Source organism: Pseudooceanicola nanhaiensis (assembly GCF_020171315.1).
GTDB classification, from domain to species: domain Bacteria; phylum Pseudomonadota; class Alphaproteobacteria; order Rhodobacterales; family Rhodobacteraceae; genus Pseudooceanicola; species Pseudooceanicola nanhaiensis_A.
This window is the reverse complement of sequence record NZ_JAIUZP010000008.1, coordinates 56,259-71,096: the sequence shown is the minus strand read 5'-3', so window position 1 is coordinate 71,096 and position 14,838 is coordinate 56,259. Positions and strand designations below refer to the sequence as shown.

Sequence of the window (14,838 nt, the reverse complement as noted above, 5' to 3'; positions counted from 1 at the left end):
GGAGTCCCGGGGCCGCGCGGGCTCAGCCCAGTTTGGCCTCGGCGATCATGGCGAGGATCTCGGCCATGACCGTCGCGCCGAGGAGCGAGGTGATCTGCCCCGGCCCATCGTAGGTCGGCGTGATCTCGACGACGTCGCAGCCCCGGATGTCGAGGCCCTTGATCGCGCGCAGCAGCGCCAGCGTCTCGCGGGCCGTCGGGCCGCCCGCTTCGGGCGTCTCGACGGCGGGCGCGGCGGAGGGATCGACGAAATCCATGTCGAAGGTCAGGAAGACCGGCGCGCCGTTCACCCGTTCGGAGATCCGCGCGGCGGTGGCCTCCAGCCCGGCGGCAAAGATGTCGTCGGTGGTCATCACCTCGTAGCCGAGCTCCAGCGACTGGGTGATGTCCCGGTCGCGGAAGAGCGAGCCGCGCATGCCCAGCTGGATCGAGCGGTGCGGATCGACGATGCCTTCCTCGACCGCGCGCAGGAAGGGCGTCCCGGCGGAGTACTTCTTGTCGGCGAAATACTTGTCCCAAGTGTCGGTGTGGCTGTCGAAATGCACAAGCGCCAGCGGCCCGTGCTTTTTCGCCACCGCGCGCAGCTCGGCCAGCGTGACGGAATGGTCGCCGCCGATACAGCAGGGCACGGCCCCGGCCTCGACCACGCGGGTCACGCTCTGCTCCAGCCAGTCGAGGGTTTCCATCTCGTAGCCGGGCACGACCGGCGCATCGCCCACGTCGGCGATCTTCAGCACGTCGAAGACGTCGATATTCCCGCGATAGGGGTTGAACGGGCGCAGCATGATCGAGGCCTGCCGCACCGCGTTCGGCCCCATGCGTGCGCCGGTGCGGAAGGGCGCGCCGCTGTCCGAGGGCAGGCCGAGGATCGCGGCGTCGAGGCCGGTGGCCGCCTCGCGCAGCGGCAGGCGCATGAAGGTCGGCACGCCGACGAAGCGGGGGACGTTCAGGCTGTCCGTGGGGGCGGTGGTCATGCGGCCTCGCTGAAATGCAGGACGATCTCGCGCGGGATGCAGTCGGGCCCGTTGATCGGCGTCACGTCCTGCGGGCAGGCGGAGAGCACCAGCACGATGTCGCGGTCCGCGCGCAGGGTCACGTGATCGCCGGGCTTGGCCTCGGGCAGCTGGCGCAGCACCTCGCCCTCGGGGCCCACGGCGACCCGCATGAAGAGGTTCAGCGAGGCGGGCGTGAAGGGCATCGCGAGGCCGATCTGCGACAGCGCATCGTGGAAGTTGCCCGCGCAGGAGCGATGCTCCGCCGGCTGGTCGAGGTCCGCGTAAAGCGGCCCGTTGCAGGGGCAGAGCTGGGTATCATGATGGCCGGGCGTCGTATCCTCCACCATTGTGAAGAGCGGACGACGGTCCATCCCCATCACGGCCAGCCCCCTGTCGACGTAGATCGAGGAATTGACCGAGCGGGTGTGCTCCATCGAGGAATATTGCACCGTGCCATCGCCGGTCTCGGCCCCGTCATCGGCAAGCGCCCAGGCGTCCACCGCCTGCGTGCCATAGGGGTTCTCGATCCGGACGGTCTGGCCCGCCTTCATGCGGTAGGCGCCGCCCATACGGGCGGCGAGGGTGATCGTCGTCATGGGGGCCTCAGCTCGCGAAGAGACCGGCGAAATCGGCAAAGCCCTTGATCTCGATCGGGTTGCCCGAGGGGTCGAAGAAGAACATCGTGCGCTGTTCGCCGGGCTGGCCTTCGAAGCGGACGACGGGCGGGATGTCGAAGGCAATGCCCGCGTCTTCGAGACGTTTCGCAAGGGCGAACCAGTCGTCCAGCGCCAGCACCGCACCCATGTGCGGCATCATCACCATGTGATCGCCGACCTTGCCGGTGCGGGTGGTCGGGAAGGGCTCGCCGAGGTGGAACGAGAGCTGGTGGCCGAAGAAGTCGAAGTCGACCCAGGTGTCGGTCGAGCGGCCTTCCTCGCAGCCGAGGACACCGCCGTAGAAGGCGCGGGTCTCGTCGAGGTCCTTGACGTGGATAGCGAGGTGGAAGAGCGATTTCATGAACGTCTCCATATGGTTGTTGTCGTGAGTGGAGGTGATGCGCGAAGCAATCGGGTTTGAAATGTCGGGCGGGGGCTAGCCCCCGAAAGTCTGCAGGAAACGGGCCCGTACGTTGTCGAAGTGGTGCCACATGGCGGCGTGGGCACGCGGGGCGTCGCCGTCGGCGATGGCATCGGCGATGGCGACGTGTTCGCGGGCCTGATCGCGGAAACTGTCATAGGTCCGGGTGAGCGAGCAGCGCCGTGCGATGGCGCGCTGCTCCACGAGGATGTCGGGCAGAAGCGCCAGTCGGGCGGCCCGGGCCACGGCCATGTGGAAGACCTCGTCCTTCTCCCAGAACCGGTCGAAGACCACGGCCTCGCCCTCGGCGAGGGCCTGCATCTCGTCGCGGCTGGCGGCGAGGTCGGGCGTCATGGGGAAGCCCGCGGCCCGGCCCGCCGCGGCGCTTTCGAGAAGCTGGCGCATCTTCACGATCTCCATCAGCTGCTCGACCGTGATCGAGCGCACGAGGATCACGCCGTTGGGCAGGCGGTCCAGCACGCCCTCGGCCTCCAGCTGCGAGACGGCGGTGCGCAGCGGCGTGCGCGAGATGCCGAGGCTGTCGGCCAGACCCCGTTCCGAGAGCACGGATTCCGCCGGGATACGCCCCTCGACGATATCCTCCTTCAGCCTGCGATAGGCGCTCTGGGACAGGGTTTCACCGCTCATCCGGCCTCTCCGATCACGGCCAGCGTCACCGCCTCGACCGCGCGGACGAGGTCGGCCTCGTCCATGCCCTCGTCGGGGTTGTGGGAGCCGTCCCAGTTGCGGATGAAGACCATCACGCTGTCCCAGCCGGCAGTGGCGAAGGCGGCGGCATCATGACCCCCGCCCGAGAGCATCCGGCGCGGGCTGTCGCCCTGCGCGGCGGCGCCACGGGCGACGAACTCCACCATGCTGTCGGCGAGGCGTGCGGGTTTCGACCGGCTCTGCGCGCCGAGGTCGAAGGTGACGCCGGGATGGGCTGCCTCGATCCGCGCGATCTCGTCCCGGAAGGCGGCATCGGCGGCGTCGAGCGTTTCGGGATCGCCCGAGCGCATGTCGAGGACGAAGCCCGCGCGGCCCGCGACCTTGGCCATGGCGTGCGCCGGGGAGGCGGCATCGACCTTGCCGAAGGTGACGGTCAGGTCATGGCCCTCGGCCAGCATCCGGTCCCACACGCCCTGCATGGCGACGATCAATTCGGCCAGGGCCACCACCGCATCGGCGCGGCCCTGACGAGGGGCGGCCCCGGAATGGGCCCAGGTGCCCTTCACCATGGCGTTGCGATAGCGCAGCCCGCCGCGCACGGCGGTGACGATGCCATAGGGCTCGCCCGCGTCGTAGAGCACCGGACCCTGTTCGATGTGGAATTCGAGGAAGCGGGCCGGCGGCGGCGGGGTGAGGCTGCGCACCGCCTCGGCGTCATAGCCCTGTTCGGCCATGTGCTGTGCCAGCGTGCGTCCGGTGTCGGCGCGGGTGGCGTCGAAATCCTCGGGCAGCAGCAGGCCGAGGGCGGCGCGCGAGCCGATGTAGGAGACCGGGAACCAGACGCTTTCCTCGGCCCTCGTGATGATCAGGATCAGGTCGCTGGCCGGTGTCACGCCCTGCGCCTTCAGCGCGGCGATGACGGCGAGCGCACCCACGACCCCGGCCTGACCGTCATAGGCGCCGCCCATGGAGACCGTGTCGAGGTGGGAGCCGATGTAGAGCGGTGTGGCCTTGGGATCGCGCCCCGGCATCCGGGCAAAGAGGTTGCCCGCCGCGTCGCGCGTGACCGTCAGGCCAAGGGCGAGGCATTCCGCCTCGATCAGCCCGTGGGCCTCGGTTTCCAGATCGCCGTAGGAGGGCCGCGTCCAGCCGGGCCCCGGTTCGGAGAGCGCGTTGACCGAAGCAAGGCCCCGGGTGATCGTCTCGCGGATCACGGCGCAGGCCGCCGGGCGGAGGGCGGGCGTTGCCGTCACGGGCGTCGTATTCACGGGGTTTGACGTCACTGGGCCGCGCTCCGCACTTCCGGGTTCAGCACCGTCTCGGGCAGCTTACCCGACAGTGCCGTCAGCACGTGACCGGCAGCACCACGGGCGACGCGGGCAAGGGCTTCCTCGGTCGTGGCGCCGAGGTGCGGGGTGAAGACCACCGCGTGATCCGCCAGCGGGCCTTTGGGCGCATCGTGGGAATAGACGTCGAGCCCCGCGCCCGCGATCCGGCCTGTGGCCATGGCCTCGGCCAAAGCGGCCTCGTCCACGAGGCCCGCACGGGCGACGTTCACCAGCACGGCACCCGGTTTCACGAGCGCGAGGCGCGCGGAGTTGATCATGTGGTACTTTTCCGGGCTCATCGGCGTGTGGAGCGAGATCACGTCGGCCTCGGCCAGACCGGCCTCGAGCGAGGCGGCGCGTTCGAACCCGCCGATGTCCTTGGCATTGGGCGAGTGGACCAGCACCCGCATCCCGAAGGCCGCATCCAGCATCCGGCCCAGACGGCTGCCAATCGCGCCCCAGCCGACGATGAGGGCGGTTTTGCCCTCCAGCTCCGCGAAGTCGCGGCTTTCGCGGAACCCGGTCCGCCCGGCGCGTTCCGCCGCATCTGCGCCCGCGATCCCGCGCGCGGCGGCCAGCATGAGGCCAAGCGCATGTTCCGCGACCGAACGCGCATTGGCGCCAGGGGTATTGGCCACCAGCACGCCCTTGGAGGCGGCCGCGACCTTGTCCACTGCGTCATGGCCCGTGCCATGCACCACCACCACCTGCAGCCGGTCCGCGCCCTCGAAGGCCGCCGCCGGGAAGCCCGCATCGCGGGTGATCACGGCATCGCAGCCGCGCACGGCCAAGGCCAGCGAGGCGCCATCGGTTCCGGTGGGGCGCACCGGTTCGACGCCTGCGGCGCGGAGCATCTCCAGACCCTCTTCATGGATCGGCTGAACGATGAGGCATTTCATTCGGTCTTGGCCCTTTCGGTCTCTATGGCATCGAGGCGGCGGAAGATCGCATCGCGCGCGCCGGTCAGGTGCAGCCGCATCGCCGCCTCGGCCCTCGGGCCGTCGCGGTGGCGCAGTGCGTCAATGATATCAAGGTGTTCGGCGCAACCCTTCAGGAAGCGCGCCGGCACTTGGGTATGGTCGAAGATACAGGTCCGCCGGTGCAGGTCCGCGATCTGGCGCGCAATGGCACGGTTGCCCGCTGCGTCGCAGATCATCCGGTGGAAGGCGTTGTCGGTGGTCCATTCCACGTCATCCTCACCCGGGCCCGCGCGCATCAAGGCCATGATCCGCGCCTCCATGTCGTCCAGCGCCTCGCGATCGATGTTGATCGCCTCGCGGGCGCAGGCGGGCTCCAGCACAAGCCGGAGGAAGAAGATCTCGTCCACATCGTCGGGGGTCAGGCGCCGGACGCGGGTGAACCGGCCCTGCACCTCGGCCAGCCCCTCTGAGAGGATGCGCTTGATCGCCTCGCGGACCGGGGTGCGCGACATGTCCAGTTGATCGCCAAGGGCGGCCTCCTGCAGGATTTCGCCGGGCTTCAGCGTCCCGTCGAGGATCATCTGCAGGATGCGCCGGTGCGCCTCATGGGCGCGGTTGCCGGGTGCGGTCTCGGTGGCGGTCATGACGGTCCTCCCTCCATCAGGGCCTCGGGATCGAAGATGCCGCCCACAAGATCGCAGGACAACAGGTAGTCCGAGGCGAAGGGATCGGCGGGCTTGGGCGCAAGCGCGGCAATCCGTGCGTCGAGCGCGCCTGCCGCCTGCCGCAACGCGGCCTCGGCCTCGTCCCGGGTGACGCGGGCAAAGCGGAAGCGCGTGCCGGTGGGCATCTGCGCCAGCCGGGGCCGGTCGGCGGTGATGACCGTGGCGATCTTGGGATAGCCGCCGGTGGTCTGGCATTCCGCCATCAGGACGATGGGCTTGCCGGATCCGGGCACCTGGATCGCGCCGGGCATCGTGCCGTCGGAAATGATGTCATGGCCGCCCTGCGCGGGCAGATCGGGCCCGTCGAGGACGCTGGCCATCCGGTCGCGCTGCGCGGTGAGGGAGAAATCCTCGGATTCCAGACGCGCGAGTATGGTTTCGTCGAAGTAATCATCCTGCGGACCGGCCAGCACCCGGATCGGCTGATCCGCGCGGGCAGGCGCGGGGGCGGGGGCGCGCAGCAGGGGGCCGGGCGTGTCGTCGTGCAGGGGCAGGCTGTCGCCATCCTGCAGCCGCCGCCCGTCAAGCCCGCCGACGCCGAACCGCAGATGCGTGCTGCGCGCGCCCATCACCTCCGCCGTGGCAATCCCACCCGAGACCGCGATATAGCCCCATGTCGCGCCGCGCATCGCGCCGATGGAGAGGACCTCGCCGGGTTCGAGCTTGTGGCTCTCGTCCGGTTGCAGCAGGCGGTCACCCACGCGGATGTCGCAGGCACCGCCGGTGACGGCAAAGCGCAGGGCGCGTTCGGTCTTGAACCGGCCGCCGAAGCCCGCGAATTCCAGCGCCGCAGCACCCGTGTCATTGCCGCAGAGCGCATTGGCCAGCCGCAAAGCGCCCGGATCCATCGCACCCGCGGCAGAGACGCCGAACTGACGCCAGCCGGGGCGGCCCCGGTCCTGCACGGTGAGCATGGGCGAGGCGGAGAGAACGGTCAGGCTCATTGCAGCGCCTCCGCCGTGATGATCTCTTCGCCCGCGTCGCGGCGCGCCGCAAGGTCGGCTGCCTCCTCGGCGCTGATGGGGGTGAACCGCAGGGCATCGCCCGCGGCGAAGAGGAAGGGCGCGGCCCGGGCCGGATCGTAGGCACGCACCGGGGTTTCGCCGATGAAGCGCCAGCCGGAGGGGCCGGGCACCGAGTTGACCGAGGCCTGCTGCCCGCCGATGCCGATGGCGCCTGCCGGGATCAACTGGCGCGGCACGGGCAGGCGCGGCGTATGCAGCGCCGCCGACAGCCCGCCGAGATAGGCAAAGCCCGGCGCGAAGCCGATCATGTAGACGCGGTAGTCGGCGCCGGAATGCAGCGCGATCACCTCGGCCACCTCCATGTCCTTCTCCCGCGCGAGGTCCTCCAGATCGAGCGCCGCCGGTCCGCCGTAATGCACCGGGATGCGCCAAAGCCGTCGCGGGCGGGCAGGGCGGTCGCCCCCGGTCAGCCGATCGCGTAGCAGGGCCTCGACCTCCGAACCCGTAATGACCAGCGGATCATAGGCCACCAGCAGCGAGCGGTAGGTCGGCACCGCCTCGACAAACCCGTCGAAGGGGGCGGCGTCGAGCAGCGCGGCGAGGGCGATCACCGCCTCGTTCATATCGGGGTCGATGCTGCGGCCGAATTCGACACTGACGGCGCTGTCGCCGAGCGGAAGAATGATGGGGCCTTGGCGGGCGGCGTCTGTGGAGGGAGGGGTGGAAGTCATCTGTCTCTTGCGTGTCTTCGGGGCGGGAGGCCCCGGACTTGTCATTTCGGTATACCACTTGTACTCGATTGGAAAGAGCAGCGCCCGGTTCAGCTGGTTCTAATTGGCGTCTGATCGAAACTTGTGCACCCAGCGGCACATCCCCACCCGGAGAGAGTAAATGACCCGCACATTGGATCTGAATTGCGACATGGGCGAGAGCTTTGGCGCCTACAAGCTGGGCGAGGATGCCGCCATGCTGGAGCTGGTGAGCACGGCGAACATCGCCTGCGGGTTCCACGCCGGGGAACCGGTGGTGATGCGCCGCACGATCCGCATGGCGAAGGCGGCCGGTGTCTCGATCGGGGCGCACCCCTCGTTCAACGACCTTTACGGCTTCGGGCGGCGGCGGATCAGCGGCGAGCGGCCCGAGGATCTGGAGGCGCAGCTGATCTACCAGATTGCCGCGATGCAGGGCATGGCCGCCGTGGAAGGCCACCGGATGACCCATGTGAAAACCCACGGAGCCCTTGGAAACATGGCCGCTGTGGACCCGGACCTCGCCGCGCTTTGCGTGCGCGCGGTCCATGCGGTGGACCCGTCGCTGACCTTCATTTCGCTGCCCTATTCCGAAACCTACGCCGCAGCGGAGAAGCTGGGCCTTGCCGTCGCCTGCGAGATCTATGCCGACCGTTCTTATACGGATGCGGGCGAGCTGACCCCGCGCAGCGAGCCCGGCGCGGTGATCCACGACCCGCAGCAGAGCCTCGACCAGGTGCTGGAAATGGTTGTGAACGGCGTGATACCGACCACCGGCGGCGCGCGTCTTCCTGTGGAGCCGGCCACGCTCTGCGTCCATGGCGACACCCCCGGCGCGGTTGAAATCGCGCGCACCCTGCGCAGCGCGCTGGAGGCGAATGGCGTCACCATCGCCGCCTTTGCACAACCCTGAGGTGGGTGCGCAGTGCGCTGCCTAATTCTTGTGCGGCGTTGCGGAAAAATCGGCCCGATAAGTGCCGCTGGTATACCGAACGGGTGTATAGGCCGATTTTTTCAGTATACCGCTGGCACAACGAAGTGACCGGCGCGGGGGTGAGTCTCCCGCATCAGGCCGGCGAAAGAAGGACAAGGCATGACCGAAGAAGCGCCAGCCCCGCTGCTGAAGCTGCGCAATATCCGCAAGTCGTTCGGGGATCTGGAGGTGCTCAAGGGCATCGACCTCGACGTGGCGAAGGGCGAGGTGGTGTCGATCATCGGGGCCAGCGGCTCCGGCAAGAGCACGTTCCTGCGCTCGATCAACGCCATCGAACCCGCCGACGGCGGCACGATGGATTTCGACGGCCAGCAGTTCGACTTTGACCGGGCCTCCGGTCTCTATCCCACGGCGCGGCAATTGCAGGCGCTGCGGGCCCGGATCGGCATGGTGTTCCAGAGCTACAACCTCTGGCCCCACAAGACAGTGCTGGAGAACGTGATCCACGCGCCGATGAATGTCCTCGGCCAGTCCCGCGCCGAGGCGACCGAGGTGGCGGGCGCGCTGCTCGACCGGATCGGGCTCTACGACAAGAAGGACAGCTCGCCGCAGCGTCTCTCCGGCGGTCAGCAGCAGCGGGTGGCCATCGCCCGCGCGCTTGCCATGAAACCCCGGCTGATGCTCTTCGACGAGGTGACCTCTGCGCTCGACCCGGAACTGGTGCACGAGGTGCTGATGCTCATGGCCTCGCTCGCCAAGGAAGGCATGACCATGCTGCTGGTGACCCACGAGATGTCCTTTGCCCGCGATGTCTCCTCCCGCGTGCTCTTCTTCGACCGGGGCGTGATCGGCGAGGAGGGCGCGCCCTCCAAGGTGCTGCGCGATCCCGAGAGCCCGCGGCTGCGGCAGTTCCTCCACTCCATCCTGCATGACGATCTTTCGCAGGCCGGCGCCGGGAAGGGGCTGATCCAATGAGCGGCTATCTGAACGACATCCAGGTCTATGGCCCGGGCTTCCTCACGGCCGCCTGGACGGTGCTCTGGCTCACGCTGCTGACCATCGTTCTCAGCTGGGTCTTCGGCCTTGCCGCAGCCCTTGGCCAGCGGTCGGACCTGGCCTGGGTCCGCGCCATCGCGGCCTTCTACGTCTGGTTCATCCGGGGCACGCCCGCGCTGATCCAGATCTTCATCGTCTATTTCGGGATGCCGCAGCTTGGTATCCGGCTCTCGCCCTACACCGCTGGTGTCCTCGCGCTTGCCATCAACTCCGGCGCCTATGTGACTGAAATCATTCGATCTGGTCTGCAGGCGATCCCCAAGGGGCAGATGGAATCTTCGCTCGCGCTCGGCTTCTCGCAGCGGGCGACCATGCGCACGATCATCCTGCCGCAGGTGGCGCGGATCATCCTGCCCGCGATCACGAACGAGGCGCTTTCGACCCTGAAGAACACCTCGCTCCTCTCCACGATCACGGTTGTGGAACTGACGCTCTACGCGCAGACGCTGATCTCGGCCACCTTCCGGCCGTTCGATTTCTACATCGCGGTGGCGATCATCTACCTGGTGCTCACCACGATCCTCACCCAGCTGGCGGCCTTCTTCGAGCGTCGCTACGCCCGGCTCTACTGAGCACCCGCTCAGGGCCCAGACGACCCGGTGCGGCGGTCCGCCGCCGCGCCACGCGGGACCTCCGCCCGCAGAGAACAAGAAACCGAAACCGACGACCCAACAGGGAACCGACCCATGATCAAGCACACGATTGCGGCCCTCGCCGCGACCCTCCTTCTGCCCTTCGGCGCCGCACAGGCGCAGGACGGCGACCTCGAACTGCTGGAGCCCGGCGTCCTGTCGGCGGCGACCGAGGGCACCTATCCTCCGTTCTCGATGCGCGCCCCCGATGGCAAGCTCGACGGCCTCGAGATCCGCGTCATGGGCGAGATCGCCAAGCGCCTCGGCCTCGAGTACAAGCCCGTCCTCGTGAAATGGGAATCCGTGCTCATCGGTCTGGAAGCCGACCAGTACGACATCGTCTCGGTCGCCATGGACATCACCGAAGAGCGCCAGCAGAAGGTCATGTTCTCGGACGGCTGGCTGGAATCCGGCGGCCGCGTCGTGGTGCGCAAGGACAGCGACATCACCACGCCCGCAGACGTGAAGGGCAAGAAAGTCGGCGGCCTGGTCGCCTCGAACTGGACCAAGATCGCCGAAGAGCTCGGCGGTGAGGTGAAATCCTACAAGGCGGAATCCGACGCCATGCAGGACCTCGCAAACGGCCAGGTCGACGCGATTATCACCGATGCAGTGGCCGCTGCCTACGCGATCCAGACCTCGAACCTGCCGCTCAAGCTGGTGGAAGAGCCCGTGAGCTCCATCCAGAAGGGCTTTGCGATCAAGATGGGCAAGCCGAACCTCGCCAAGGCGGTGAACGGCGCACTGGCTGACATGATCGCCGACGGCACCTATGCGACATTGACGGAAGAGCTCATCGGCGTGGACGTGGCCCCCAAGGACCCGATCCGCACCATCTTCCCCTAAGCGAACATCCTCTCCCGTGGATGACCTTGGCGGGGCGGGCTTTCGGGCCTGTCCCGTCCTTTTCTTTCGACGACCCCTCGCAGGAGACCGCCATGCTGCGCCATTTCCCCCTCGACGAATACGAAGCCCGCTGGAGCCGGGTGGAAGAGATCATGACCGGCGACGGGTTCGACGCCGCCGTGGTGATCGGCCGCGGGGGCGGTACGATGGATAACTGCGGGGATATTCTCTACCTCTCGAACCACTATTCGGTCAGCGGCGGGATGGACTCGCGCCTCTGGTCGGCGCGGGCCTTCTCGGGGATCATCCTGCAGAAGGGCCACGCGCCCGAGCTGCACATCGACGAGCCCGAGCCGCGCCGCGATCTGGTGAGCGTCGAGAGCGTCTATTGCGACAACCACCCGTTCCTGTCGATCGCCCGGCGTCTGAACGAACGCGGCATCACCGGCCGCGTCGCCTTCTGCGGCAGCTGGTTCGCGCCGGTGAAGTTCTGGCGTCAGCTGGCCGCAGCCACGCCCGACATCGAGTGGATCGACGTGGACGACCTCGTGCGCCGGGCCCGGGCCATCAAGAGCCCGCGGGAGCTCGACACCTACCGGATCGCGGGCGAAGCGGCGACCGAGGCGACCGACGTGCTGATGCAGGCGCTGGTGGCTGGCCGGATCGAGCGCGAGGCGGCGGGCGAGGCGTCCCGTGTCGTCGTCGCGCGCGGCGGCCGGGTGCAGGCCATCGGCACCAACCACGGCGACACGATGGATTACGACTATCGCTTCCCGCTGACCGGCTCTGCCGCCGATGCGCCCGCGCCGGGCGACCTCGTGCGCGGGACGGTCCATGCGGCGTTCCAGCAGGGCTATTACCTCGACCCGGGCCGCACGGCGGTCTGCGGCACGCCGAACGCACGGCAATCACGGCTGATGGAGGCGACGGCAGAGATCGTGCAGGCGCTCGCGGCCATGATGCGGCCGGGGGTGAAGCTTCTGGACGTGGCGGCAGAGGGGGACCGGCTGACAGCTGCCTTCGGCGGCACGGAGTCCGCGATCATGAAGAACTTCCCCTTTTACGGGCACGGCATCGGGCTGAGCTTCGAACAGCCGCGGATTTCCACCGTGATGTCCGAGCCGGAGGACGTGGTGCGCGAGAACATGGTCTTCGGCGTCGAGGCCTTCCTCGCCGACGAGGGCGTGGGATCGGCCTTTGTCGAGGATATCCTGATCATCGGCAAGGACGGGAACGAAGTGCTGACGAAATCGCCCTACGTCTATTGATCAAGTGCGAGGGATGCCGGGCGGCATGCCTCGTCCTCGATCGACCACGAAGGGCAGCGCCGTCCCGCGGGGTGGCGCATAAGCGCCGCCCCATGGGGGCGGGACGGCGCTGCCCGGCCTGAGGCCGGGCGGGTGGGTGATGGACAGGGGGGCGAGACAGAGCGCGCCCGCCACCTCACTCCGCAGCCAGAGACCGCAGGTCCCCGATCTCCACGTTGTCGATCAGCCGCACACCGTCCAGCCAGACCGCCACGAAGACCCGCGCGGCACTGTCCGGCTGGCCCTCCACCAGCGCCAGATCGCCGTCGCGCCGCACCTCGGCATAGTCCACCTCGCCGAAACCCGCCGCCTCCAGCGCCGACCGCAGCGCAGCCATCGCCTCGGCCGCCGGGGTCCCGCCGGCAATTGCGTCTGCCGCGCGCTGCATCTCCTCCTGCAGCACCGGCGCCTCGGCCCGGGCGCCGTCGCCCAGCCGGAGGTTGCGCGAGGACATCGCCAGACCGTCCTTTTCCCGCACGGTGGGGCAGCCGATGATCTCCACGTCGATGTCGAGGTCCGCCACCAGCCGCTTGACCACCTGCAACTGCTGGTAATCCTTCTCGCCGAAGAAGGCGAAATCCGCGCCGGTCTGCAACAGCAGCTTCGTCACCACCGTCGCCACGCCGTCGAAATGGCCCGGACGCGCCGCGCCACAGAGCCCCTCGCTGACGCCTGCGACCGAGATATTGGTCGAGAAGCCGTCCGGGTACATCTGCTCGGGCCCGGGCACATAGAGCACGTCGATCCCGTAGGGGGCGAGCTTCTTGGCATCGTCCTCTTCGGTCCGGGGGTACTTGTCGAGGTCCTCGGGGTTGTTGAACTGCTTGGGGTTCACGAAGAGCGTCACGATCACCCGTTCGGCCCGCCCGTTGGCGGCATCCACGAGGCTCAGGTGCCCGGCGTGCAGGGCGCCCATGGTCGGCACGACGCCGATCCGTTCGCCGGTGCGGTGCCAGTCGCGCACCAGTTTGCGCAGCTCTGCCTTGTCGCGGATGATCTTCATTTGCTCTGGTCCTCGAAGATATGCTCGGCCGCGGGGAAGCGCCGTGCGCGCACCTCCTCGGCATAGGCGGCAATCGCGGCGCGGGCGTCATCGGCAAGCGCAGCATAGCGTTTCACGAATTTCGGCTTGAAGGCATCGAAGAGCCCCAGCATGTCGTCGATCACGAGGATCTGCCCGTCACAGCCGGCAGAGGCGCCGATGCCCACGGTGGGCACGTCGATGGTGGCGGTGATCTCGTCCGCGAGCCGCGCGGGGACCTTCTCCAGCACCACGCTGAAGGCTCCAGCCTGTGCCACTGCCTGCGCGTCGTGCATGACGCGGGTGGCATCCGCGCCCTTGCCCTGCACCCGGTAGCCCCCCAGCGTGTTGACCGATTGCGGCGTCAGCCCGACGTGGCCCATGACGGGGATGCCGCGCTGCGTCAGGAAATGGATCGTCTCGGCCATGTGCTGGCCGCCTTCCAGCTTGACCGCGCCGCAGCCGGTTTCCGCCATCAGGCGGGCGGCGTTGCGATAGGCCTGCGTGGGGCCTTCCTCGTAGGAGGCAAAGGGCATGTCCACCACCATCAGCGCGCGTTTCACGCCCCGCGCCACCGCCTGACCGTGCAGGATCATCATCTCCATGGTCACGCCAAGCGTCGTCGGCAGACCGTGGAGCACCATGCCCACGCTGTCGCCCACCAGCACGAGGTCACACTCCGCATCGGCCAGCTGCGCCACCGGCGTGGTATAGGCGGTCAGACAGACCAGCGGATCGCCGCCCTTGCGGGCGCGGATGTCGCCCGGCGTCAGGGCGCGGATTTCCTGGTGACTGCTCATCTGCGGAGGTCTCCCCAAACTCCCGACCCGGGATCCGGGTCGCTCTCATGGCACGCGCCTTCTACGGAGAAGTGCTGCGCAGCGCAAGTCCGCGCAATTTTCTTTCGCGTGCAAATGACCCTGCCGGGCCGTGCGGGATGGGGCCCGTGAGAAACCCGCGAGAGGCGCCTGAACTGGCCCCGATGCGGGCCTGCGCGCGGGCCTCTCGCCGGGGCCGCGTTACAGCGGCGCCTCTTCCAGCTCTGCCGCGATCGCTGGGTCGACGGGCGTGCGGTAGGTGTTCAGCATGTAGCCGAGGACGGAGTAGAAGCCGACCGTGGCGATCAGGTCGAAGACGGCGGTGCGCCCGATGGCGGCGGCCAGTTCTTCCTCCTGCTCGGGGGCGAGGCGCTTGTCGTCGATCAGCGCATCCACCGCGCGCACGATCAGCCCGTCTTCGCCCTCGGGCATCTCGCGGACGGCGGCGATGCGGGCGTCCGACATGCCAAGCTTGCGGGCCCGGCTGACGTGGTGGGCCCATTCGTAGGGCGAGCCGAGGCGCACGCCGGTGCGCAGGATCACGATCTCGGACCGCTCCAGCCCGAGGGTGGTGTCCTTCACCACGTGCTGGCGCAGCGGGGCCCAGGCCTTCACCAGCGCCGGGTGATGCGCCATGGTGCGATAGACGTTGAGCTGACCGGCGAAACCGTCGCGCAGGTCGGCGATCGCCTCGGGCCAGTCGGCATCGGTGACGGGCGGGCAGGGGCTGTTGGTCATGGAATGTCTCCTCGGGGGTGGCGTGGTTGGCTGAAAGGGCCGGACGGGACAGGTCACGT

General features: G+C 68.4%; 17 protein-coding genes. 5 read left to right on the top strand and 12 right to left on the bottom strand.

Annotation, left to right across the window (positions count from 1 at the left end; translation table 11 throughout):
- Window positions 1-22: 22 nt before the first annotated feature.
- The 9 genes from speB to pxpB form a co-directional block, all read right to left on the bottom strand.
- Window positions 23-973: an agmatinase gene (gene speB / locus LCM32_RS14475; protein WP_224821793.1), complete on the bottom strand. Its 951-nt coding sequence runs from the start codon at window positions 971-973 to the stop codon at window positions 23-25.
- On the bottom strand, window positions 970-1,590 hold the full coding sequence (locus LCM32_RS14470; protein ID WP_224821792.1) for a DUF1989 domain-containing protein: 621 nt from the start codon (window positions 1,588-1,590) through the stop codon (window positions 970-972). Before LCM32_RS14470 ends, speB begins: the two co-directional genes overlap by 4 nt.
- Window positions 1,591-1,597: 7 nt before the next feature.
- A complete protein-coding gene (locus tag LCM32_RS14465) occupies window positions 1,598-2,011 on the bottom strand; it encodes a VOC family protein (RefSeq protein ID WP_224821791.1) in 414 nt (137 codons plus the stop codon).
- 75 nt (window positions 2,012-2,086) lie between these two features.
- Window positions 2,087-2,719, bottom strand: coding sequence for a GntR family transcriptional regulator (locus LCM32_RS14460; RefSeq protein ID WP_224821790.1), 633 nt, complete (start codon window positions 2,717-2,719; stop codon window positions 2,087-2,089).
- On the bottom strand, window positions 2,716-3,993 hold the full coding sequence (locus LCM32_RS14455) for a Zn-dependent hydrolase (protein WP_224821789.1): 1,278 nt from the start codon (window positions 3,991-3,993) through the stop codon (window positions 2,716-2,718). Before LCM32_RS14455 ends, LCM32_RS14460 begins: the two co-directional genes overlap by 4 nt.
- Window positions 3,994-4,019: 26 nt before the next feature.
- Window positions 4,020-4,967, bottom strand: coding sequence for a hydroxyacid dehydrogenase (locus tag LCM32_RS14450; protein ID WP_224821788.1), 948 nt, complete (start codon window positions 4,965-4,967; stop codon window positions 4,020-4,022).
- The gene (locus tag LCM32_RS14445) at window positions 4,964-5,632 is read right to left on the bottom strand and encodes a GntR family transcriptional regulator (protein ID WP_224821787.1); all 669 of its coding nucleotides are present in this window, start codon (window positions 5,630-5,632) and stop codon (window positions 4,964-4,966) included. Before LCM32_RS14445 ends, LCM32_RS14450 begins: the two co-directional genes overlap by 4 nt.
- The gene (locus LCM32_RS14440) at window positions 5,629-6,657 is read right to left on the bottom strand and encodes a biotin-dependent carboxyltransferase family protein (protein ID WP_224821786.1); all 1,029 of its coding nucleotides are present in this window, start codon (window positions 6,655-6,657) and stop codon (window positions 5,629-5,631) included. Before LCM32_RS14440 ends, LCM32_RS14445 begins: the two co-directional genes overlap by 4 nt.
- Complete coding sequence (pxpB, locus tag LCM32_RS14435; protein ID WP_224821785.1) at window positions 6,654-7,409, bottom strand: 5-oxoprolinase subunit PxpB; 756 nt, start codon at window positions 7,407-7,409, stop codon at window positions 6,654-6,656. Before pxpB ends, LCM32_RS14440 begins: the two co-directional genes overlap by 4 nt.
- Before the next feature lie 160 nt (window positions 7,410-7,569).
- Between pxpB and LCM32_RS14430 the strand changes: the two genes are divergently transcribed.
- The 5 genes from LCM32_RS14430 to LCM32_RS14410 all read left to right on the top strand — a co-directional run bounded on the left by LCM32_RS14430 (window position 7,570) and on the right by LCM32_RS14410 (window position 12,163).
- The gene (locus LCM32_RS14430) at window positions 7,570-8,340 is read left to right on the top strand and encodes a LamB/YcsF family protein (RefSeq protein ID WP_224821784.1); all 771 of its coding nucleotides are present in this window, start codon (window positions 7,570-7,572) and stop codon (window positions 8,338-8,340) included.
- Window positions 8,341-8,520: 180 nt separating this feature from the next.
- On the top strand, window positions 8,521-9,336 hold the full coding sequence (locus LCM32_RS14425) for an amino acid ABC transporter ATP-binding protein (protein WP_224821783.1): 816 nt from the start codon (window positions 8,521-8,523) through the stop codon (window positions 9,334-9,336).
- Window positions 9,333-9,989 carry an amino acid ABC transporter permease gene (locus tag LCM32_RS14420; RefSeq protein ID WP_224821782.1) on the top strand — a complete coding sequence of 219 codons (657 nt, stop codon included), beginning with the start codon at window positions 9,333-9,335 and terminating at the stop codon, window positions 9,987-9,989. Before LCM32_RS14425 ends, LCM32_RS14420 begins: the two co-directional genes overlap by 4 nt.
- A 114-nt stretch (window positions 9,990-10,103) precedes the next feature.
- The gene (locus tag LCM32_RS14415; RefSeq protein ID WP_224821781.1) at window positions 10,104-10,895 is read left to right on the top strand and encodes a transporter substrate-binding domain-containing protein; all 792 of its coding nucleotides are present in this window, start codon (window positions 10,104-10,106) and stop codon (window positions 10,893-10,895) included.
- A 92-nt stretch (window positions 10,896-10,987) separates the two neighbouring features.
- The gene (locus LCM32_RS14410) at window positions 10,988-12,163 is read left to right on the top strand and encodes a M24 family metallopeptidase (protein ID WP_224821780.1); all 1,176 of its coding nucleotides are present in this window, start codon (window positions 10,988-10,990) and stop codon (window positions 12,161-12,163) included.
- Window positions 12,164-12,338: 175 nt separating this feature from the next.
- Here the strand turns inward: LCM32_RS14410 and panC are convergent, their stop codons facing one another.
- From panC to LCM32_RS14395, 3 genes are all read right to left on the bottom strand, one after another.
- Window positions 12,339-13,205 carry a pantoate--beta-alanine ligase gene (gene panC, locus LCM32_RS14405; RefSeq protein ID WP_224821779.1) on the bottom strand — a complete coding sequence of 289 codons (867 nt, stop codon included), beginning with the start codon at window positions 13,203-13,205 and terminating at the stop codon, window positions 12,339-12,341.
- Complete coding sequence (gene panB, locus LCM32_RS14400) at window positions 13,202-14,023, bottom strand: 3-methyl-2-oxobutanoate hydroxymethyltransferase (protein WP_224821778.1); 822 nt, start codon at window positions 14,021-14,023, stop codon at window positions 13,202-13,204. Before panB ends, panC begins: the two co-directional genes overlap by 4 nt.
- A 219-nt stretch (window positions 14,024-14,242) precedes the next feature.
- A complete protein-coding gene (locus LCM32_RS14395; protein ID WP_224821777.1) occupies window positions 14,243-14,779 on the bottom strand; it encodes a carboxymuconolactone decarboxylase family protein in 537 nt (178 codons plus the stop codon).
- Window positions 14,780-14,838: the final 59 nt, after the last annotated feature.

Bases quoted from the DNA above. Each gene is read 5' to 3' on its own strand.
- LCM32_RS14395 (WP_224821777.1), bottom strand. From the start codon at position 14,779: ATGACCAACAGCCCCTGCCCGCCCGTCACCGATGCCGACTGGCCCGAG.
- LCM32_RS14415 (WP_224821781.1), top strand. From the start codon at position 10,104: ATGATCAAGCACACGATTGCGGCCCTCGCCGCGACCCTCCTTCTGCCC.
- panC (WP_224821779.1), bottom strand. From the start codon at position 13,205: ATGAAGATCATCCGCGACAAGGCAGAGCTGCGCAAACTGGTGCGCGAC.
- LCM32_RS14465 (WP_224821791.1), bottom strand. From the start codon at position 2,011: ATGAAATCGCTCTTCCACCTCGCTATCCACGTCAAGGACCTCGACGAG.
- LCM32_RS14430 (WP_224821784.1), top strand. From the start codon at position 7,570: ATGACCCGCACATTGGATCTGAATTGCGACATGGGCGAGAGCTTTGGC.
- LCM32_RS14460 (WP_224821790.1), bottom strand. From the start codon at position 2,719: ATGAGCGGTGAAACCCTGTCCCAGAGCGCCTATCGCAGGCTGAAGGAG.
- LCM32_RS14425 (WP_224821783.1), top strand. From the start codon at position 8,521: ATGACCGAAGAAGCGCCAGCCCCGCTGCTGAAGCTGCGCAATATCCGC.
- speB (WP_224821793.1), bottom strand. From the start codon at position 973: ATGACCACCGCCCCCACGGACAGCCTGAACGTCCCCCGCTTCGTCGGC.
- panB (WP_224821778.1), bottom strand. From the start codon at position 14,023: ATGAGCAGTCACCAGGAAATCCGCGCCCTGACGCCGGGCGACATCCGC.
- LCM32_RS14420 (WP_224821782.1), top strand. From the start codon at position 9,333: ATGAGCGGCTATCTGAACGACATCCAGGTCTATGGCCCGGGCTTCCTC.
- LCM32_RS14440 (WP_224821786.1), bottom strand. From the start codon at position 6,657: ATGAGCCTGACCGTTCTCTCCGCCTCGCCCATGCTCACCGTGCAGGAC.
- LCM32_RS14445 (WP_224821787.1), bottom strand. From the start codon at position 5,632: ATGACCGCCACCGAGACCGCACCCGGCAACCGCGCCCATGAGGCGCAC.
- pxpB (WP_224821785.1), bottom strand. From the start codon at position 7,409: ATGACTTCCACCCCTCCCTCCACAGACGCCGCCCGCCAAGGCCCCATC.
- LCM32_RS14450 (WP_224821788.1), bottom strand. From the start codon at position 4,967: ATGAAATGCCTCATCGTTCAGCCGATCCATGAAGAGGGTCTGGAGATG.
- LCM32_RS14410 (WP_224821780.1), top strand. From the start codon at position 10,988: ATGCTGCGCCATTTCCCCCTCGACGAATACGAAGCCCGCTGGAGCCGG.
- LCM32_RS14470 (WP_224821792.1), bottom strand. From the start codon at position 1,590: ATGACGACGATCACCCTCGCCGCCCGTATGGGCGGCGCCTACCGCATG.